The sequence below is a fragment of the Arthrobacter sp. BF1 genome (assembly GCF_056680215.1).
The window spans coordinates 1,976,670-1,996,354 of sequence record NZ_CM155271.1 but is presented as its reverse complement, the minus strand read 5'-3'; the positions used below and the strand labels follow the sequence as shown (position 1 = coordinate 1,996,354).

17 protein-coding genes and 1 pseudogene are annotated in these 19,685 nt (G+C 65.2%); 4 read left to right on the top strand and 14 right to left on the bottom strand.

All coding sequences use genetic code 11. From position 1 onward, the window contains the following. Positions 1-39: 39 nt before the first annotated feature. The 8 genes from AC1MCD_RS09345 to AC1MCD_RS09310 all read right to left on the bottom strand — a co-directional run bounded on the left by AC1MCD_RS09345 (position 40) and on the right by AC1MCD_RS09310 (position 10,828). Complete coding sequence (locus AC1MCD_RS09345) at positions 40-1,284, bottom strand: DUF3500 domain-containing protein (RefSeq protein WP_498677892.1); 1,245 nt, start codon at positions 1,282-1,284, stop codon at positions 40-42. Continuing rightward, a complete protein-coding gene (locus AC1MCD_RS09340; protein WP_498677891.1) occupies positions 1,262-2,989 on the bottom strand; it encodes an FAD-dependent monooxygenase in 1,728 nt (575 codons plus the stop codon). Before AC1MCD_RS09340 ends, AC1MCD_RS09345 begins: the two co-directional genes overlap by 23 nt. Continuing rightward, a complete protein-coding gene (locus AC1MCD_RS09335) occupies positions 2,989-3,846 on the bottom strand; it encodes a fumarylacetoacetate hydrolase family protein (RefSeq protein ID WP_498677890.1) in 858 nt (285 codons plus the stop codon). The genes AC1MCD_RS09340 and AC1MCD_RS09335 overlap by 1 nt, the downstream gene beginning before the upstream one ends. A 49-nt stretch (positions 3,847-3,895) precedes the next feature. After that, a complete protein-coding gene (locus AC1MCD_RS09330; RefSeq protein ID WP_498677888.1) occupies positions 3,896-4,846 on the bottom strand; it encodes an alpha/beta hydrolase fold domain-containing protein in 951 nt (316 codons plus the stop codon). 99 nt (positions 4,847-4,945) lie between these two features. Beyond that, positions 4,946-5,944 carry a bile acid:sodium symporter family protein gene (locus AC1MCD_RS09325; RefSeq protein WP_498677886.1) on the bottom strand — a complete coding sequence of 333 codons (999 nt, stop codon included), beginning with the start codon at positions 5,942-5,944 and terminating at the stop codon, positions 4,946-4,948. A gap of 200 nt (positions 5,945-6,144) precedes the next feature. Then, positions 6,145-7,089, bottom strand: coding sequence for an alpha/beta hydrolase (locus AC1MCD_RS09320; RefSeq protein WP_498677885.1), 945 nt, complete (start codon positions 7,087-7,089; stop codon positions 6,145-6,147). Beyond that, entirely contained in the window at positions 7,086-8,078 is a 993-nt protein-coding gene (locus AC1MCD_RS09315; protein ID WP_498677884.1) for an alpha/beta hydrolase fold domain-containing protein, read from the bottom strand. Before AC1MCD_RS09315 ends, AC1MCD_RS09320 begins: the two co-directional genes overlap by 4 nt. After that, the gene (locus AC1MCD_RS09310; protein ID WP_498677881.1) at positions 8,075-10,828 is read right to left on the bottom strand and encodes a family 78 glycoside hydrolase catalytic domain; all 2,754 of its coding nucleotides are present in this window, start codon (positions 10,826-10,828) and stop codon (positions 8,075-8,077) included. The genes AC1MCD_RS09315 and AC1MCD_RS09310 overlap by 4 nt, the downstream gene beginning before the upstream one ends. 151 nt (positions 10,829-10,979) lie before the next feature. Between AC1MCD_RS09310 and AC1MCD_RS09305 the strand changes: the two genes are divergently transcribed. Beyond that, positions 10,980-11,810 carry an IclR family transcriptional regulator gene (locus AC1MCD_RS09305; protein ID WP_477709863.1) on the top strand — a complete coding sequence of 277 codons (831 nt, stop codon included), beginning with the start codon at positions 10,980-10,982 and terminating at the stop codon, positions 11,808-11,810. Positions 11,811-11,972: 162 nt separating this feature from the next. Here the strand turns inward: AC1MCD_RS09305 and AC1MCD_RS09300 are convergent, their stop codons facing one another. From AC1MCD_RS09300 to AC1MCD_RS09290, 3 genes are all read right to left on the bottom strand, one after another. Further along, positions 11,973-12,605: a hypothetical protein gene (locus AC1MCD_RS09300; protein WP_498677877.1), complete on the bottom strand. Its 633-nt coding sequence runs from the start codon at positions 12,603-12,605 to the stop codon at positions 11,973-11,975. Positions 12,606-12,625: 20 nt separating this feature from the next. After that, positions 12,626-13,372, bottom strand: coding sequence for a hypothetical protein (locus AC1MCD_RS09295; protein WP_498677875.1), 747 nt, complete (start codon positions 13,370-13,372; stop codon positions 12,626-12,628). Positions 13,373-13,523: 151 nt separating this feature from the next. Beyond that, positions 13,524-14,105 carry a recombinase family protein gene (locus tag AC1MCD_RS09290; RefSeq protein WP_498677873.1) on the bottom strand — a complete coding sequence of 194 codons (582 nt, stop codon included), beginning with the start codon at positions 14,103-14,105 and terminating at the stop codon, positions 13,524-13,526. A gap of 598 nt (positions 14,106-14,703) precedes the next feature. On the opposite strand from AC1MCD_RS09290, the gene AC1MCD_RS09285 reads away from it, so the two are divergent. From AC1MCD_RS09285 to AC1MCD_RS09275, 3 genes and pseudogenes are all read left to right on the top strand, one after another. Further along, entirely contained in the window at positions 14,704-15,183 is a 480-nt protein-coding gene (locus tag AC1MCD_RS09285; RefSeq protein ID WP_498677872.1) for a TetR/AcrR family transcriptional regulator, read from the top strand. A 4-nt stretch (positions 15,184-15,187) separates the two neighbouring features. Further along, complete coding sequence (locus AC1MCD_RS09280) at positions 15,188-15,502, top strand: hypothetical protein (protein ID WP_498678511.1); 315 nt, start codon at positions 15,188-15,190, stop codon at positions 15,500-15,502. 13 nt (positions 15,503-15,515) lie between these two features. Next, a pseudogene (locus tag AC1MCD_RS09275) lies at positions 15,516-16,706 on the top strand (fatty acid desaturase family protein). Between the two features lie 373 nt (positions 16,707-17,079). Here AC1MCD_RS09275 and AC1MCD_RS09270 read toward each other — a convergent pair. The 3 genes from AC1MCD_RS09270 to AC1MCD_RS09260 all read right to left on the bottom strand — a co-directional run bounded on the left by AC1MCD_RS09270 (position 17,080) and on the right by AC1MCD_RS09260 (position 19,113). Continuing rightward, positions 17,080-17,556: a hypothetical protein gene (locus AC1MCD_RS09270; protein ID WP_498677870.1), complete on the bottom strand. Its 477-nt coding sequence runs from the start codon at positions 17,554-17,556 to the stop codon at positions 17,080-17,082. Between the two features lie 452 nt (positions 17,557-18,008). Beyond that, a complete protein-coding gene (locus AC1MCD_RS09265; protein WP_498677869.1) occupies positions 18,009-18,737 on the bottom strand; it encodes a TetR/AcrR family transcriptional regulator in 729 nt (242 codons plus the stop codon). A 175-nt stretch (positions 18,738-18,912) separates the two neighbouring features. After that, positions 18,913-19,113: a YegP family protein gene (locus AC1MCD_RS09260; RefSeq protein ID WP_498678259.1), complete on the bottom strand. Its 201-nt coding sequence runs from the start codon at positions 19,111-19,113 to the stop codon at positions 18,913-18,915. Positions 19,114-19,685: the final 572 nt, after the last annotated feature.

Here is a 19,685-nt window from a genome sequence, read left to right as displayed (position 1 = left end):
CTGCCGAGACGATGCCGTTTTGAACCCCGAAAAGGGCGCTTACGGAGCAATCGATGCGTATTGCTTGACCAGCGTCCGGCCGTAGTCGTTGCCGTTGGGTGTCCGCACCACGGTGTGCATGTGGAACGGCGCGGGCGTGTCGTTGTCGAGGAAGACTCCGGTGTGGTGGTCGAGTTCGAGGATGACCACCGGGCTTTGGATGCGGAAGTAGAAGGCGTCCGCGCCCTGCCAGCCGCCGATCCATGAGAACCAGGTTTCGGCGTAGTGCGCCTGGATTTCCCGGCGCCGGGCAGCGCGCGGCCCGGCCGGAAGGTAAGCGATGGAGTCCTCCACAATCCTGTCCAGCAAGGCCAGTGCGGACGGCGGCATCGACCTGACTGCAATGCCTTCGTAGGGGATCACGCGGTTGTCCTGGAAGCAGCCGGCCAGGTGCCGTTCGTCTCCGGGATGCAGCCGCCCGTCGGGCATGGCGGGATCCTCCATGTGTTCGAACACCACGGCGCCGGCGCGCAGTTCGGCCGGCAGTTCGGCCATGAGTTCCCGGGCCCACTGGATGCGTTCCTTGAAGACTTTTACGCCCTGGTGGGGGCCGGCGTCGATGATGTCCGGCTCGGCACCGAGGAACACCGGCGAGACCACCAGCTGGCTTCCGGCCACCAGGCAATTGAGCGCCACATGGTGCCCGAACAGCTGCCAGCCCCACGGTTCGGTCTCGGAGGGCACCCCGTAGAGGGCGAAGTTGTAGCTGTACTCGTTCATGAGCAGCGGCAGGTCCACCAGGTCACCCAGGAAGCCGTTGATCCGCATCAGGTTCCGCATCAGCGCGAAACCTTCCGGGCTGAGGCTCGCTTCCACCACGGACAGCGCGGCGTCGCGCAGGGCCGGATCCAGTTCGTCCAGCCGCAGGCCCGTATCGTGCTGCATGAACTCGGGGTTGGCCCAGCTCTGCCACTCGCGAGCATCCACGGGGTAGCCCAGCCGGCTTATTTGTTCCAGCGAGGCCAGAGCCAGGAGCTTTTCGGCCGCTGCCACCATGTCCGCCGTCGGCGCCTCCTCCCCCGGCAAGGCATCAGCCAGGGGGAACAGGCCTTCACGGACCACGCCGTCGCTGGTCACCCCGGTGAACGGCTGGGGGTAGAGTTCCTTCCAGCCCTGGATCATCGGGCCGGCGAACGGATCATCCTTGGCCGCCTCCGCGTAGGACCGCGCATCCAGGCCGCGGACCTTGGCGACGCGCGGATGGTCGGGCTGAAACAGGTAATCACGAAATGACGGCGCTGACATGGGCGTTCTCCTCTGGTTCCAAAGATTGGGTGTGGGTCCAGCCGGCGGCGATCCGCAGGGCACTGGCGGCAGCACCGGCGGAGGCTCCTCGCCACGCCACATGCTGGTCAGGACGGACCAGAACGGCATCGGCAGCCCAGGTATCGGCGAGGGGGACGCCGTTCCGGTCCGGGCCCACCGCGGCAACTGTCAGGGGAACACGCAGTGCGGCTGCTGTGGCCAGGACTGGCGCAAACGAGTCCCCGACTGCGGCGCCGGCCAACGTCGCGGAGTCGACCAGCAGGGTAAACCCAACCCCCAGAACGTCGTAGACCGACGTGGAGTCATCGAGCCACACATGCGGCAGGAGCGCGCCGGGGGCGGCCGACGGGGTGTAGCGGATGGGATCCTCCACCGGAAGGGGGGACCCGTCCGGGACCACCAGCGGTGACGCCGCGTAGCTGTAGCCGAGCACCAGTCCGAGGGAATCGAATTCACTTTGCTTGACGCCCAGCGCCGCGTGCGCGCTGGCACGGGCGGCAGCGCCGCTGGTCCCTTCGGCCTCGAGGTCCGGGTCGGCGAAGTGGTAGGCAAGTGCCTTGCCGTTGGCCGCGGCATCGTTGATGGTGCGCCCGGCCACGGGACGCCGCTCGAGTTCATAGCTGTCCAGCAGGCCGGGCCCGGCCCAGCCGTCCAGGACGCCCGCGATTTTCCACGCGAGGTTGGCGGCGTCGCCGATGCACGTGTTGAAACCGTGGCCGCCCCAGGGCGGGTTCTGGTGGGCGGCGTCGCCTACCAGGAAGACGCCGTCGTGCCCGTAGGAGGGTGAGAGGAGCATGCGTGCCGTCCACGGGTCGGTGGCAATGACATCAACCTCGACGTCGGCCCCCACCAGGGAACGGACCAACGCCACGGCATCCAGGTCAGGCGGACCGCCGTCACCCTGGGCCTCGACGCCCTGGATGATGGCCCACCACGTCTGGTCCAGGTCCATGCGGCCCACCATGCCGGCCGCATCTTCACCCAGGACCCAGTACTGGACGGCGGCGTCCAGGCTGATGGTTGCGGCCAGGTCAGCGGACCGGAACAAGATACTGATGTTGGACAGTGCTGCTGAGCCGCCCTCCAGCCGCAGTCCCAGGCCGCGGCGTACGGTGGAGGATCCGCCGTCGGCCCCCGCAAGGAACGTGCACCCCACTGTGCGGCGACGGCCTGCGGCGTCTGCCACCGTTACCTGCTGACCTGATCGCGAACCGTCGAATGACTCAACCCGGAGGCCGGTCAGCAGAGTGGCATGCGCCGACGCCGCCACGGCTTCACGAAGCACGGATTCCAGGACCGGCTGCGGTACCTGCTGCCCGCATTCGGGCTGCGCCTCATACCGGCCGGATTGGAGCTGGAAGGCGTTGGCGAAGCGTCGGATTTCGCGTCCCGTCAGCGACGTGCAGAAGATGATGTCCTGAGCGAACTCCACCGGAAGGGGTGCCGCGCCGCGCAGTGCCGTTGACAGGCCCAAGCGCCGGAGGTGTGTCATGGTGCGCGCGTTGGTGGTCTTGGCACGCGGCCGGTCGGGATCGATGGAGGTCCGCGGCTCGATGACAACACTGTGAATCCCCCGCTGGGCGAGGTCAAGGGCGAGGAACAATCCGCTGGGGCCTCCGCCGGAGATCAGGACCAGAGTGTCATCCGGAAGATCCTCCAACCGGGCATGGGCCATGACAGTCATCAGGCCCTCGCCCGGAGCGCCGGGCCGCCGATGGGGGTTGTCAGCGTGCCCAGCCGATCAATCTCGACTTCCACGGTGTCGCCGGCCTGCAGGAGCCACTGCGGTGTGCGGGCGTAGCCGACTCCCTCGGGGGTGCCGGTGGCGATCACGTCGCCGGGGTGGAGCGTGAGGGTTTCGCTGATCAGGGAGATGATGGCCGGCACGGAAAAGATCATGTCCCGCGTATTTCCGTTCTGGACTTCGGTGCCGTTCACCCGGGTCCGGACCTGAAGGCCATCCCGGAGGTCGCCCGCCTCGTCGCGGCTCACCAACGGGCCGAGCGGGCCGGTGAAGTCACCGTTCTTGCCCAGCGTCCACTGGGACGTCAGCTTCTGGGCGCGCCGCGCGGTGAGGTCGTTGAAGGTGGAGTAGCCGAAGACGGCGTCCTCCGCGGCGGCTTCATCAGCGGACTCGACGCGCCTGCCGATGTAGGCGGCAACTTCGCCTTCCCAGTCCAGCCCTGCTTCGCCGCCCGGTACGGGGACCGGGACGTTGCCGACGGACAACGACGCCGTCCAGCGCCCGAAAAGGGTGGGGTACGGCGGCAGGTCCTGGTCCTTGTAGCTGCCCTCGGCAGCGTGCGCCCTGTAGTTGAGCCCGACGCAGATCACGCGGGCGGAGGCGGGGACCAGCGGCACTTCGGTGACGGTTCCGCGCTCAAGCGAGGTGCCGGCGTCGGCCGTTAGCGTGACTGCCTTGTCCTGCCAGCCCGTCGGGTCGGTCCAGAACTCGGCGACCGGTGCGAGCGGGAAAAGATGCGGGTCCACGAGGACCGCAGCCCACGACTCGCCACGGTGGTTGATACCAACAAACTGCATAAGGGGCCTTTCAATTCTTGCCGGGGCACGGGTGCCCGGGATGTTTAGGTCAGGGCTTGTGCGCCTGGCGGCGGAAAAAATCGATGGTGGCGTCAGCTGCCTTGGCGGCCGCGGCAGGGTCCTGCCCCGGCAGCTCCCACATGTGGTCGGCACCCTCAATGAGCAAAAGTTCGACGTCGGTGCCCGCGGCTTCCAGCGCCGCGGCCAGCGTGGCGGACTGGGCCGCCGGGACGAAACGGTCTGCGGTGCCGTGCGCCAGGAAGAACGGCGGAGCGTGGTCCCCCGTGTAGGTGATGGGGCTTGCCGCTGCCGCCTTGTCCGGCGCTTCGGCCGGCTGGGCGCCGAGGAGGAGCGCCTCCCGGGAGCCGGGATCGTCGGCGCTGGCGACGGCGTCGGGCAGGCGCTGTTCCCCCATACGGAGGAGGTCCGTGGGCGGGTACCAGGCGGCCACGGCGGCAACGACATCGCTGACATCCGTCGGCCCGCCGGAATCATCCCGGCCGGGCCACTCCGGCGACCCGCCGGTCAGCCCCACCAGGCTGGCGAGATGCCCACCAGCCGAATCGCCCCAGGCGTAGATCCTGTCCGGGTCCACGTTGTAGTCAGCGGCATGGGCCCTAAGCCAACGGACGGCAGCCTTCGCGTCCAGCAGTTGGGCAGGAAAGGAGGCCACTGAACTCAGCCGGTAATCCGCCGAGGCCACCACGAACCCGGCGTCCACCAGGCGCTCGATAGGGCTCAAACCCAGCGCGTCCACAGTGGGGCCGAGGGAGGATCGGGCGCCTACGCGCCAGCCGCCGCCGTGGTAGTGGATGACGGCCGGCAAAGCCCCGGACCGCTTCGGTGCCGCGGGGAGGTAGAGGTCAAGCAGCAGCGGGGCTGATCCGTGGGGGTGGGCAAATTCGATGCCCTTCAGAACCCGCCCTGCCGTCATCGTTGACTCCATGTTGTACCGCGCCGTTTCGTTCATGCGCCGGGCCACCCATGTGGACCGCGTCACTACTCAACTCTGGCGTACAGGAGTCCGTCCTACGTGGCCGGTTTCACTCAATGAAACAGCATTGGGGCTGAACTACTTCGGGACTACAGAAGGGGCCGGTCAGCCTTTGGTGTCCTCCAGCGGGCGCCGGGCCAGCCAGGCGGCGACGATCGCGCCGGAAACGTTGTGCCACAGCGAGAACACGGCCGACGGCAGGGCAGCCAGGGGGCTGAAGTGGGTGGTGGCCAGCGTCGCCGCCAAACCCGAGTTCTGCATTCCCACCTCAAAGGCGAGGGCCCTGCGTGCCCTGCTGTCCAGCCGTCCGATCTTTCCGGCGAGGTAGCCCAGTCCGAGCCCGAAACCGTTGTGCAGCACCACGGCCAGGAACACGATGCCGCCCGCTGCCACGAGCTTGCTGGCGCTGCCGGCCACCACGATGGCCACGATCAGGGAGATCACGACGGCGGATGCCCAGGGCAGTGCCGGCAGGACCTTGGCCACGAGCTTCTTGAGGAACAGCCGGGCCAGCAGGCCGGCCACCACCGGCAGCAAGACTGTTTTGGCAATGTCCAGGACCATGCCGGCGGCGTCGATTTGGAGGTAGGAGCCAGCAAGGAACAGGACCAGCAACGGGGTGACCACCGGGGCTATGAGCGTCGAGACGGAGGCTACGGCCACGGAGAGGGCAACATCGCCCTTGGCCAGGAAAGCCATCACGTTGGAGGCAGTCCCGGACGGCGCGCAACCCACCAGGATCAGGCCCACGGCCAGCTCCGGCTCCAGGTTCAGGGCGACGGCGATCAGCCAGCCGGCCCCGGGCATGATCACATAGTGCGCCACGATTCCCAGGGCAACGGCCCAGGGGCGCTTGGCAACGGCGGCGAAGTCGGGCGGGGTCAGCGTGAGGCCCATGCAGAACATGATGATGCCCAGGAGGTACGGGACGCTGGGCGCCATCGGTTTGAACACGCCAGGGGCCAGGAAACCAACGATGCCTGCAACCACCACCAGGAGCGGAAACACGGTGACCGCGACGCGGGCAATCCTGCTTTCCGCTGCCAATGCCGGGTTGATGGGCGCTTCGCCCTGGGGATTCTGGTGTTTTGTTGCCTCAAGCATCCAATAATGCTGACACTCCGCGGCGGGTCAGCGCGAATTCATGACCGGCCCGGGTAACAAGCAGCAGGCCCTGCCGGGTGAGTTTTTGTCCAGATAATCGCTCCAAAACGCTTTTTCCGCGCGATTATCTGGACAAAAACTCGGGGATGGGAAGAAGGAGGGAGGGCGGGACAGAGGGAGGACGGGCCCGGACGGAGCCTTCAGACAGCCTTTGCCGAGGCCAGCTCCCGTGCCAGAAAATCCAGGACGGGCTGCGCCTCCGGGCTGCCCGCCGCGTGGTTGAGGTGGCCGTGGACTGCGCCGCGGGCCAGGAAGAAGGATACCGGGACCCCGGCGCGCTCCAGGTTGGCTGCGAAGCTCTCCGAGGAGCCGCGGGCGTCATCGTACTCGCACGCGACGATGGCCGCCGGCGGCAGCCCGGAAGGATCGGCGTAGCCAGGCATGGCATATGAAGACGCCATGCTCACCGGGCCGCCCACGTAGTTTTCAGCCTGCCGCAGGCCGTCCTCGGGGGTGAAGCGCAGGTGCCTGGGCAGTGTCGCCATCACGTCCTCGTCCAGTCCGCCGGCAGGCGGTGGCAGCTCGGCGTGGAGGAAGGGGTAGGCCAGCAGGAGCTTCGCGGGGAGGGCTTTTCCGGCGTCGGTCAGATACAGCGCTGCCCCCACGGCGAGGTTGCCGCCCGCGCCGGCTCCGCCCAGGCACAGGAGTGCCGGATCCACGCCAAGTTCCGCGGCATTCCGGCGGGCCCAGAACCAGCCGGTAAGGGCGTCGTCGTGTGGCACGGGAAAATGCACCCCGTCGCGGGCCAGCCGGTAGTCCACGGACAGGACCGGCGTCCCGGCGGACGACAGCACCCGTGCCAGATAGTCCGATTCGGGCATGTCCAGCCCGCCGCTGACGAAACCTCCGCCGTGCAGCCACACCAGCGCCGGTCCAGACGCGCGGCCCGCCTCGCCGTAAATCCGGATCGCTACCGGCCCGTGCCGGCCGTCCACGGTGACGGTCCGGATGGGAACATCGGGGCCCACTTGTCCCGCGATGGTTTCCGGTCCCTCCGGAGCCGCCAGGTACTGCGCGAAGCCCGCGTCGGGCGCCAGCGTCCCGCCGTCTGCAGGAGCGGATGCCTCCCGCTGCCGGGCTGTCACGGCGTGCCCAGCTTTTCCGCGAAGAAGCCGACGGCGGCAGCGAGGATGGCGTCCAGCTGGTCTTCCGCCCCGAAGAAGCAGTGGTCCGCGCCCTTGATGGTGACGACCTCATGCTCCACCCCGGAGCCTGCAAGGGCGGCGGCAAGGAGGTCGGTCTGCTCGTGGGGAACCAGGCCGTCGCTGTCACCGTGGATCAGCAGGAACGGCGGCGCGCCGGCGGTCACGTAACTCACCGGGCTCGCCGCGGCCAGGAGCGCGGGGTCGTCCACGCCGCCCACCAGCATGGGTCCGGGCTGAAGGGGCATCCCGGCAGGTACGGCGGCAGTCAAGGCGGGCGGGAACAGCCCGGCCAGTTCGTCCCTCGGCGGGATCTGGGCGAGTGAGGAGGTTCCGTAGAAATCAACGACGGCGCTGATGGCACTGGGGTGCCCCTGCACGCCGAGGCCGCCGTGCAGGTCTTCCCGGTTCCCGGTCAGTCCCAGCATCGCGGCCAGCTGGCCGCCCGCGGATTCGCCCCACGCCCCGAACCGGTCCGGATCGACGCCAAGGTCCCCGGAGACTTCGCGCAAATAGCGGACTGCGGCCTTCGCATCATGCAGCTGGGCCGGGAAGGGCGCCTCGAGGGAGTGCCGGTAGTCAATGGTCGCGCAGGCAATCCCGGCCTCGTTGAGCAGCCGGAACACCGAATCCGGGGCGAAGGTGGGCGGCAGTTCGCGCCGGTCCCCGAGCTGGAACGCGCCGCCGTGAACCCACACCACCAGCGGGACAGGTCCGGCGGCCCGGCGGGGAAGCCAGATGTCCATCTTGAGCGGCCGGAAGCCGATGGTGCGGGCATAGGTGACTTCCCGGTGGACCGCGGAGACGTCCGAGACGGTTTCGGGAACACCCGGGGCGTCGTAGACGGGGAACGGCGGAACCTTCACGCCGCCCGGCCGGGCAGCATCGGGCAGCCCGGTTTCGTAGACCTCGGTGGCTTCGTTGACACTCATGGCGCGCTCCTTACAAGCTGGGGACGTTCGGTGGTTTGGCGGGTGGCGGGGGCAGTGAAACGGTGAGTTCCTGGTCCGACGACGGCGGCAGTCGGGCCGGGGAGGCGGACTTCGGCGGTGGTGCCCGGGGGGACGGTCGCGCGAAGCTGCAGCCCGCCGTCGTCCGTTGCCCACTGCACCTCAATCAGGCCCTGCGGGCCGCGATGCGAGGTGGCCGCGGACGTCAGACCTGCACCCGGGCGAGGCTCGATGATGATCCGCTCGTAGCCCGCGCTGCCGGGAGCCTGCCGAAGTCCCGCCGTGTAGCGGTGGAGGAAGGACACCACGGCGCCCTTGCTGTAGTGGTTCAGGGACTGGTGCGGGGTGCCGTCGGCGTCGGTGCCGTTCCACAGCTCCCACATGGTGGTGGCGCCGCGGTCCACCATGGCCAGCCACGACGGTTCCGAGTCCTGCATCAAGAGTTCGTACGCCAGGTCCAGTTCACCGTTGTCCGCGAGGACGGGCAGAAGGTAGGGCGTGGCCAGGAACCCGGTCCCCACGTGCGTGCCGGCGGCCCTGATCAGCGCGACGAGCTGGGCGGTGACAGCGGCGCGCTGCTCCGGGCCAAACAGCTGGAACGCGAGGGCACGGACGCAGTTGGCCTGGCTCGGTTCAGTGACCTGCCCGGCGTTGTCAAGGTATTCCGCCTCCCAGGCCTGCCGGACCTTTTCGGAGAGTTCAGCGACCTGCCCGGCGTTGTCCACGTATTCCGCTTCCCAGGCCTGCCGGACCTTTTCGGAGAGTTCAGCGAGCGCCGCGGCTTCCTCGTTGAGGCCAAGGGCGCCGGCGATCTTCGCCATCAGCGCGGTGGTGTGCCGGTAATACGCGGTGGCCACGATGCCGTGATCGGCGGTTCGGGCCGCGAAGAGGTCCGGCTCCGGGCCGTCCGGTTCCATCCATTCGCCCCAGTGGAAGCCCGTGTCCCAGAGGTACTTCTCGCGCTCCGCGGGGACCTGGCTGGCAGCAGCGCGGACCGGGTGCCGGTGAGATTCGGCGGCGGTCCGGACAAAATCCAGCCAGCGCCTCATGGCATCCCAGTTCTCGGCGAGGATCCCGGCGTCTCCGGTGGCCAGGTAGAGCTCCCACGGCACCATCACGATGGCGTCGCCCCAGCCCGCCGAACCGTTGACGAAGGCCATGAAGTCCGCCGCGGTGGTTTCCGGGCCAGGCGACGGCGAAATGTTGGCGATGACGCCGTTCGCCCACTGGTCGGCGCGGACGTCGTTGAGCCATTTCCGGGAAAAGCCGGTCACGTCGTAGAGGTACGCAGCGGTGGGGGCGAACAGCTGCCAGTCCCCCGTCCAGCCGGCCTTTTCCCGCTGCGGGCAGTCGGTGGGGACCTCGCAGGCGTTGTCGCGGAAGCTCCACTGCACAATTTCGTGGAGCTTGTTCAGGCGGTTGTCGCTGCAGGTGAACGTTCCGATCGGTTCCAGGTCGGTCTGGACCAGGCAGGCCGTGATGTCCTCCGGCGCCAGGTCCACGGCGAGGCCCTGCACGGACGCGTACTGGAAGCCGTGCGTGGTGTGCCGCGGCTCGAAGACTTCCCCCGTGGTGCCGGACGCCGTCACCTCATCAACCTGCCCGGCGGCCAGGAACTGGCCGGGGCGCTTGAAGTCGTGCGGGCGCAGGTGGTCCTGGGTCACGTCGCCGCGGGCATCCAGCGCCTCGCCGTAGACGAGGGTTATGGTTTCGCTGGCGGCGCCGAGCCTGGTGAGCCGCACCCAGCCGTGGATGTTCTGGCCGAAGTCCACCACCTGGTGTCCGTTGGCCAGGCGGTTGATGGAGACCGGCGTGAGCTCTTGCACGATCCGGGTGGGCGGCGCCACCGGACCGGTCAGCGTTCCGTAGCTGCCTTGGCGGACGACGGCGGCGCTCCCCGTGGGTGCGCTGCCTTCTGGAGCTTGCGGCACGCGGAAGTCCACCCGCTGCCCGCTCATCAGGTCCGCACTGACGATTTCCGTTCTCGATACCAGCCAGGACTCATCGGTGCCGATGACCGTCTTGCTGTCCCCGGACTCCAGTTCCAGCTGCGCGAGGAATGCCGTCTGCGCGCCGTACATGTCGGCGTCGCGCGTGTATCCGAAGGTTCCGCGGTACCAGCCGTCGGTGAGGACTGCACGAACCGTGTTGCTGCCCGGCCGCAGCAGCGGGGTGATGTCGTAGGCCTGGACCTGGAGGGTGGTGTTGTAGCTGGTGGAGCCGGGGGTGAGCTGCTGGTCCCCCACCCGCTCGCCGTTCAGGAACAGTTCGTAGATGCCGTGGGCGGTGGCGTAGGCGCGGGCTGTTTCCGGTGCTGCATCCAGGGTGAAAGTCTTGTGCAGGGCATAGCCGGGGCGTTCGCCGGGGGCAGGAACGTCCGGTTCGTCCGGGCCGATCCATTGCGCCGTCCAGTCCGCGGCGTGCAGGAATCCCAGCTCCACGGGCATGGGCTCCGACCAGCCGGAGACGCTGTCGACGCCTTCCGAACCGGTGTTCCAGGTGCTGACTCGCCACTCGAACCGGCTGCGTGACTGCAGCGCCGGGCCGGAGTATGAAACCCGGCGCCGCCCGGACGTCACCCGGCCCGTGTCCCAGCCGTTGGTGGCTGTGATGCGGTACGCCGTCTGCTCCGTTGTTCCTGCCGGAGGGGTCCAGCTGAGCCGGGGCTCGGACACGGTGACGCCCAGGGCTTCCCGGAGGTTTTCGGCGCGAAGCCTGGTGGGGGCGGTCATGCGGAAGGGCTCCTGAACGTGGGGTACCTGGGGTTCCAGCTTCGTATCCGGCAAGGTAAAGCCCACAGGGTTCTTTCATTGGTTGGAATGGTATTGTGCTCTAGCTCACGGACTGCGGTCCGAACTCGTAACGGCGCAAGGACCACAGGCCATGACTGTCCAACCGGACACCGACACCAGTCCCACCCGCGGGAAGCGGCCCAAGCAGGGCGAACCGGTGATTGACCGGGCGCTGAGCCTGCTCGCGGTCTTTTCCGACCGCCGTCGGGCGCTGACCCTTTCGGAACTGGCGCGACATGCCGGGATGCCCGCGCCCACCGCGCTGCGCCTGATCGCCCGGCTGGTTGCGTGGGGTGCGCTGGAGCGGCTCGACGACGGCCGGTACGTCGTGGGGGTCCGCCTGTGGGAGGTGGCGTCCCTGTCGCCGAGGGGCCACGGGGTGCGCGAGATCGCGCTGCCCTACCTTGAGGACCTCTTCGAGGTGACCCGCCATCACGTGCTGCTTGCCGTCCGCGACAACGAAGAGGCCGTGCTGATCGAGCGGCTGTCCTCGAAGGAAGCCACCGAAGTGGCCTACCGGGTGGGCGGGCGCGCGCCGCTGCGGTCCACCGCCGTCGGGCTGGTGCTGCTGGCCGGCGCCGACCAGCAGTTCCAGGAGGCCACGCTCCGGAAACCGCCGGAAAACGAACCCGGAGTTGACCATATGCCCGAAGGCCAGCTGCGCCGCACCCTGTCCGACGTCCGGCGCACCGGAATTGCCATGATCCGCCGCTCAGCCCCCTCGCGGACAGTGTCCGTGGCCTCGCCGATCTTTGACGCGCAGGGATCCGTGGTGGCTGCGCTCTCCATCGTGGTCCCCGACGGTTCCACCCCGCCCAACGTCCTGGCACCGGCGGTCCGCGCCACGGCGCGCGCAGTCTCAAGGAATCTCGGCCACCTTGCCGAGGTCAGCCCGGACGTAAGGACGCACTCGGAGGGGTGATCCGGAGGATGTGCGTGCGGCAGCCCTCTCGGCGTTGCACTTTGTGGTCAGCGGGAACAGCCGGAGCTGCTCATGCGCATTTTGGCTGCGGTACTCGTGGTCGTACGGCTGACCAGTCCCCACCACCACAGGCCGGGTCTACAGTCCGCTATCCGCCATGCTTCACGCAGTGGCCCGCCGCAGGGTCTCGCCGGGAATCACCTGCGAGCTTGAGAAGTGCACCCAGTCATCGGTCCGGCCCTCATCGAAAAGGCGGCGTGCCGTCATCTGGCACTCCTGCATGTCCCGTCGTGTGCCGCGCGGGTCGTAGCCGACGGCACCACCCAGAAGAGTCGAATCCACCAGGCGGCTCAGGCCAGGCGCGGTCATCACCTCGTACATGGTGTGTCCGCGCCGGAAGGGCCACTTGCCAGTTGGGACCTCCACCAGGCGAAGGTAGGTGTAGCCATGGGCGAACATGGTGTTCCCCATCTGCTGGAGCAGCGACAATGACTCATCAGCGCCAAGTGCGAAGTCGGTCATTTTCTGCAGTAGCTCCTGATACTGCTGGTTGAGCACCTCGTCCACCGCCCCGTCCGCCTTCTGCACGTACCTGTCGCCGAGTCCACCAGCACCTCCCTGGAGTGTCAGGCGAACCCATGCACGGGTTTCCTCAACATCTTCGGCTGCAGGATTGGATAGAAGATACTTCGCCCGTGCCTCATAGTTCTCTGCCAACTGGGGCTGACGGATGATTCGAAGCAGCCCGGAAAACGTCAGCATATCGAGGGCCAGCGAATTTACGTCCGTCGTCATCTCCGACTCCATTTCAAGTGTTATGCGCTGAGGCGCAGGTCGAATGCAATATCTGCCGTGTCCCACTCCGGACCGAGTGACGCTGCGGTCGGATTCTTCAAGAACTCTTTCAGGGCCTCGTCAACGGTCCCAATGTCGTTGACATAGCGGGAGGGAATAAAGCCTTCAACTCGTCCGATCGGGACCTCTACCGACAGGTCCCCTACGCGCCCGTGGCTTTGCATGACCGCCCATGAGAAATCATTTTCCGCATCATGGTTGCGGTGGCACACCAGCTTCGATGGCAGGCTTCCGGCGACTTCGAAACGGGCGGGCCCATGTTCCACTACCAAGCGGTGGTGGTGTTCCCCGTCCAACATACCCAGCTCCTGCTGGGCAACCTTGCGAGCCTCAGTCAGGGTGTCGATTCCCCTCCCGTTTACAGTCCACGTGGCTTTCATCTCGGACTTTTTACCCACGAGCCTCCAGGCAACACCGAACTGGGCCCCTGCAAGATAGCCGCCCATCCACATGAGTCCGGGTTGCCCCAGGAGCATGCCGACGATAAGGAACGATGCAAGGAACAGGAAGTTCAGCCACTTCCAGGGCAAGCCGAAGCGGAATACATAGGTGCTGAGAGCCAGCCCTGCAAGAAGCGGCCCGATGTCCGCTGACACCGAAGAGTTCACGCCGAACATCATGAGGGCAACAGTTCCGGCCAGCACTACCGAACCGAAGATGGAGTAAGACCAGATCTCCTTCCGGGTATTCTTCCCCGCCATGCTCAACCCTTTTCCTAGCCCTGATGGTGTTTCCCGCTCATCGCCCAATCTACTTGGCACTCCAACTCGGACACCCAATCCAGGGTGTACGGCGAGCCCATGGTTGTGACCGTTGGCGGTAAATGGCGGTCTTTTTGCGGCGCTAAATGTCGCCCTGCTAGTCGGCAAGCGCTCGTGACCGCCTGTAGAACGTCGCTCGGGACATACCGAAATCCCGTGCAACCTGCGCCGCGGGCTCCCCACCTTTGACCAGGCGAACAGCGTTTCTGATCTGACTCTCAGTGACCCGGCGGGGCCGGCCGCCAAGGTCCTTGCCAGCTTCTCTTCGCTTGATTATGTAATCAGTGACGCGTTCGCGCTTGATCTCGTGTTCCATCTGCGCGAGGGCGGCCATGATTGTGAACAACATAGAGCCCATCGGTGTTGCTGTGTCGACGTTGCCTCCGCCCAGGTTCAGGACGCGCAGACCCGCGCCGCGGCTGCGGAGTTCGTCAGCGAAGGCGAGCATGTTTTGGGTGGACCGCCCGAGCCCGTCCAAGGTTGTGATGACGAGGGTGTCGCCCTCCATGAGCGCGTCAAGTGCTTCATCGAATTTTGGCCGTGAAGCGCGGGCTCCGGATACGCCGTGGTCAACATAGAGGTCATCGCGTCGAACGCCGGCGGCAAGTAGATCCGCAGTTTGTCGGTCGGTGGACTGCTGCCGCGTCGAAACCCGTGCGTACCCAATCAGTTTCGACATGCCCGTCTCCAATGTGTCGCATAACTAATGGTTGATACGCCGATTCAAGCAGAAGGTTTAGAGACATAGTTACAAGAATCTTGTCAGTTTCAGAAGTCGTCTGCACGAAATGTCAGAAGTCGTCTGCACTCATCCAGATTGGGACCAATCCGACGCAACGCACCTAACTACGGAATGACAGTCAGAGGTCCTTCCTCCTCGTCGGGACTTCAAAGTGGTCGAAATACTCGGCCGCCACCGCTTCACTCAGACGGAAGTCATCGGGGGTCACTATGCCTGCCGGGCCCGAACGCGGGCGAGGGCAACTTCTCACGGGGCGGCAAATGGATGGTCTCGGGTTCGACACCAAGCGGCCTAACCAAGCGGCGGTAGTCTTCACGGATGCTTAGCGACCAGAAGGAGAGTCGAGCACGACATCTTCGCCTGCCTCGACAAGAGCGACGAGGCGAGCCTAAGGGATGTCTCGATCTCGCCTTGAGTCTCTGGCTCCAATGGCACGCATCGGAGCCCCCGGCCCATCGAAGCGCAAGTGAATAGGTAAGCCCCCTCCCCGCAGGCTACTGCACATATGTGCTGTAACTACCTTTAGAATGTGTGTGTGGCACAGCATGGACGTAGTCAGGCCCGCATGACCCGGAGAGAATCGACCGATCCTCGGGCGATCACATCGCAACGCCGTCTAGTCGAAGCGCTGACGGCGGTCGTTAAGGCGGAAGGCTTCGGTGCTGCGTCCGTGACCCGCATCGCGCGCGAGGCGGGACTCAGCCGGAGCGGGTTCTACGAGCAGTTCGCCAGCGTCGACGAGCTCGCATTGTTCATCCTCGACGACTTGGTCACCGAGATTGGTGCCCTCGACCTTGAGGCCCGGACCGTGCACGGCGCCGAGGGACAAGCTGTCTCCGAGTTCGCTCTCGAGCTCATTCTCCAGTCAGTCTTCGAGCACCGGGAACTTTACGGGCACCTGCTGCTCTCCGAGGGCACCGGCGCCACAGGTAGCGAGAGCCATCAAGGGGTTCGCCCGGGGCGCCCGTCCGATCATGGCGATCGCCCGACCACAGTGGCCGGACGCGAGAATTGACCTCATGGCGAGCTCGATCGGCGGGCTAATCGTGAGTGGAGTGATGCACGCCTTCAGCACGGGCCAGCCCTCCACCGCGCACGATCTTGCACGCGAACTCGTCAGCTTCATGCCGCCGTGGCTCTTCTACGCGGACGGCAGGGGTGCCCTTACAGAGCGCTGCCCGGGTGAAACCGTAGACGGCGAGCAGCCAGCCTCTTCTTCGCTTCGGGCCAGCCATCCCGGTGACGCGAGTCCCGGCGAGGTCCATGGCCGTCCGAACCAACTAATCCAGACGCGCGTTTCGGCAGCTGCCGGACCCGTGAACCTCGACCTCTGAGGAGTACCAGTACATGACGATCATTACCAACAAGCCTGATGTTTCCGGGGACGATGCCCCCACGAAGAAGGCACCGGGTGCGGCGAAGATCCGGCCCGGCGCTCTCGCCGAGTCCGGCGGACCCACGCTGAGGCCGCCGTCCGCGGCGCACCTCTCTGACGAGCAGGTCGCCGAGCTGGGCCGGGAACTCGACGCCATCCGCGACAACATCCTGGCCAAACGTGGCGCTGTGGATGCCGCTTATATCCGGCGGATGATCAAGATCCAGCGCGGGCTGGAGATTTCCGGCCGGGCGGCACTGCTGGTCAGCAAGAACAAGGCGGCGTGGGTCGCTGGCACCACGCTGCTGAGTCTGGCCAAGATCCTCGAGAACATGGAACTGGGCCACAACATCCTGCATGGCCAGTGGGACTGGATGCGGGACCCGGACATCCACTCGACCACCTAGGAGTGGGACTTCGTCACCCCGTCACGTGCCTGGCAGAATACCCACAACGACTCGCACCACCGCTGGACCAACGTGGTGGGCAAGGACAACGACGTCGGATTCAACCTGCTCCGCATGGACGAAAACCAACCCTGGACGCCGTACAACCTGGGAAACCCGCTGTACAACGCACTCCTGGCCCCGGTCTTCGAGTGGGGCATCGCCATCTACGACCTCGAGCTGACCGAGTACAAAGAAGGCCAGAAGTCCAAGGAAGCCCTGCTCAAGGACCTCAAAGCCCTGGGCCGGAAGGTCGTTACCCAGTTCACCAAGGACTACGCCGCGACCCCCGCCGTGGCCATGCTTACCGGTTCGGGCAAACAAGCCCTCTACGGCACCCTGACCGCCAACGCCGTCCGCAATCTCTGGGCGCATGCCGTGATCTTTTGCGGCCACTTCCCCGAAGGTACGGACACCTTCACCGAGGAAATGGTGGAAGGCGAAACCCGCGGCGACTGGTACGTGCGCCAGATGATCGGCTCAGCCAACATCTCCGGGTCCAAGTTCATGCACCTCATGACTGGCAACCTCTCCCACCAGATCGAGCACCACCTGTTCCCGGACCTGCCCTCCAACCGGTACGCCGAGATCGCGCCACAGGTCCGCGAAATCTGCCAGCGCTACGGCCTGATCTACACCACCGGCCCCATCTGGAAGCAGGTCGGCTCCACCTGGGCAAAGGTCTGCAAACTCGCACTGCCGCCCCGGAAAGCCTGACTGAGCGAGTCTGCAGTGGGGGCTCCACTCAGGCCTGTCTGGACCATACCGGCTGCGGCTTTCCTCGCCGAGGACAAACGGCTTGGTCTGAACCAGCCCGCGCTAAGTGAGCCAGAGCAGTCAGAATCACGGTCTCGACACGGCACAGAAAGCCAGCCTTTCTAGAAGCTGCAAATTAACCGCCATCCACGGCGAACAATCACACACTGCGGCCATGATCCGACTTCTCACAAACGGAGGATACGGAGAGTGATTCAAATCGAGAATCAGCGGCCCGACGTTTGCGCGCCGTTTATTCTCTTGTTCTTGGCAGGGTGACTTTGCGAGGGTTGAACTGCCGCTGAGGGGCTGCTTAACGGCCTCCGGGTCGCGGCTAGGTCCACACAGTAGGAATTCTGGCTATCACCAAGTTCCCCATGACAGCGGCGAGTGTCAGGTCAATCTCGGGTTCAGTGATCTGGAGATCGTCGCCGCCAATAAGGGTCACTTCCCTGGTTTGCGCGGCGGTAAGCCAGAGGGCGGTCTCAGCGTCTTTTGGGTCGAACCGCTGGGACCATACTGGTTTGTTGTCGAACACCAAAGAGATAAGGCCGTCAGTAGTAGCACGGCACTGAATGCTGCCGTCGGCAGGCTGAGCTCTAAGCGCGATGTCTCCATTATCGGTATTGCACGCTGGCCTGAACCCACGTTTCAGCAGATCCGCAGTCAGCGAATAGTGCGGATGCTCGGCGCCAGTTTCGCTGCTGGTCGTGTTGGCCGCGGGCGCCACGGCCAGGAGTGGATGGTACAGAGTTCCGAACGATCCGTCTATTCCGACGGTCAGTCGGGCTCCCAAGTGTTCCAATAACATAGGCCGTTCCCCCAATAAAAATTCCGCCCGAACAGACGCCGGACGGCATTATGATCCTAGACCAGGCCGGTCACCGAGCAGCCTGGGGGAGGCACGCAAGATGCAGTTGGAGCGGTTCAGGGCCACTCTGAAGGTTTGAATGGCTGGGGCTGCCGGCGTGCCAACAGGGGATCGTCCGTCCAGTCATCCAGTGGTCGATGCCCCGCAGCGGATGGTTCCGGAGAGGCGGATACTTGCAGATCCTCGTGCTCCGATTTATGGACACTTGCCTCTGAGTTCATCATTGCTCCCTTTGGACCCGAACGTGCAACCATATCAAGGACAAATTGGACTCGAAGGAAGAGTAGTTATCCTCAGACGCGATTACGGCAGCATTTCGGCGTCTTGGTCCTCTCCGCACCCCGGTCCCATGTAAGGGTGACCGGTGGCTTCGACCATCTCCTGAATCGGGTTCAGGTCTCCCTGGGAAAGCGTGAGATTCCACGCCAGGCCAACCGGTAGACGAGGTCGCTGGCTGTATCCAGATCCAGATTTCCTTTGGTCTCCAGCCAATAGCGTGCGCTCACCAGTGCCAAGCCGGCCAGACCTCTGGCCAGCAGTTCCGCTTCTATGAGCGGCAATTTTGTATCTTCGCTGATAATCCGGGCAAGTGCACCGGCAAAGGCCTTGTTGAATGCTTCAAGGCGCGAACTTACGCCAGGGTCGTTTATGAGGCCGGATTCGAAGACGAGGCGGTGTGCCCGATCGTCACTGTCAATAAAGCGGAAAAAGGCGCGCATGGCTGCCTGCACCCGTTCCTTATTGTCCTTCGTGGAGCTGAGGGCCCCCAGCAGAAGATCGGTCAGGGTGCTGAGGTTAAGGTCCAACAGCTCAATGTACAGATCGCGCTTGGATGGAAAGTGCTGGTACAGCACTGGCTTGCTCACTCTGGCCATCCGGGCAATTTCATCCATGCCGGCGCTGTGATAGCCCTTGGCTACGAAGACTTCCTGAGCCGCGGCCAAGAGCTGGGCGCGTCGTTCATCCCGCGACAGTTTCTCCGGACCGTGCCCGGAAGCCGGCGCACCACTCGCACCTGGTTGAGAGACCTTTGGATGACCAACCACTGCCTGCCTTCTTTCCTGCGTCAGCCTACGAAAGCAGGCAGCCATCCCTGCCCCGGCAAGGGCAATAGTGCTCATGGCGATGTCCATGGCGGCCGCGCGGGTCTAACCCTGCCACAGGCATTGCCGTGGCGTGAAAAAGGCTTCACGTCCTACCAAGGTCCGAACCGGCGCGTTCCAGTGGCGTGGCACCGCGGACAGTCCGCTTCGAGTCCAAGCACACGGGGCGGGCGGCCTTGGATCGGATTGCTTGTTACCCCGCCGCTGCAGCCGGGGAAGGGCTCGGCTCCTCCGGCACCCCTTCACCGGGGCTGGGGACCGGGCAAAGATCCTTGATCAAACCCGTTCCAGCACACTCACGGACGACATGTATCCCGTCAACGGCAGACGCTTTATCCGGATACGGTCCGGATACCGCTACGACCGTCCCATCGGGAGCCTTCAACCTAAACATGAAAGAGACGTCTCCGTCATGAATAACCTCGAACGTTCCGGCCATGGCTACCCCCTTGTAGTCGCCCAAGCCGATGACTTGCTCAACTCGTATGCATATACATCTATCCTGTCACTAGGGCTTGAATGTCAACCAATCGTGTGTCGCCTCATGTCAGCGCAGGCCGGACTTGACCGTCCCGGCACGTTGAGCCAGTGCACTCCGTCCCGGACGCTGCGGATCGGCAATGCCTGAAGCGTGCAGGCCGCACTGCAAGGGCGGTAAAAGGAATCTCACAAACGAATGATTTCGAGAAAAGGTCGAATCGAGAATCCCGGGGCCGATCGCTGATTGAAGTGCGCGACGTCCTGGCGCGGAAAATTGGCTGAATGAAGAAAAGCGGCAACCCCGCCCTGGTTCTCACAAATAGTTCTCGAATCGGTACAGTCGAACTAGGACCCCGAACCGAGTTTTGAGAAGAGAACACCCCATGGTCACGCACCGCATCGGCTACGCCCGGTGTCAGTTTCAGAAGTCGTCTGCACGGGATGTCAGAAGTCCTCTGCACGCAGCGCGACTCCGACGCCAGGCCT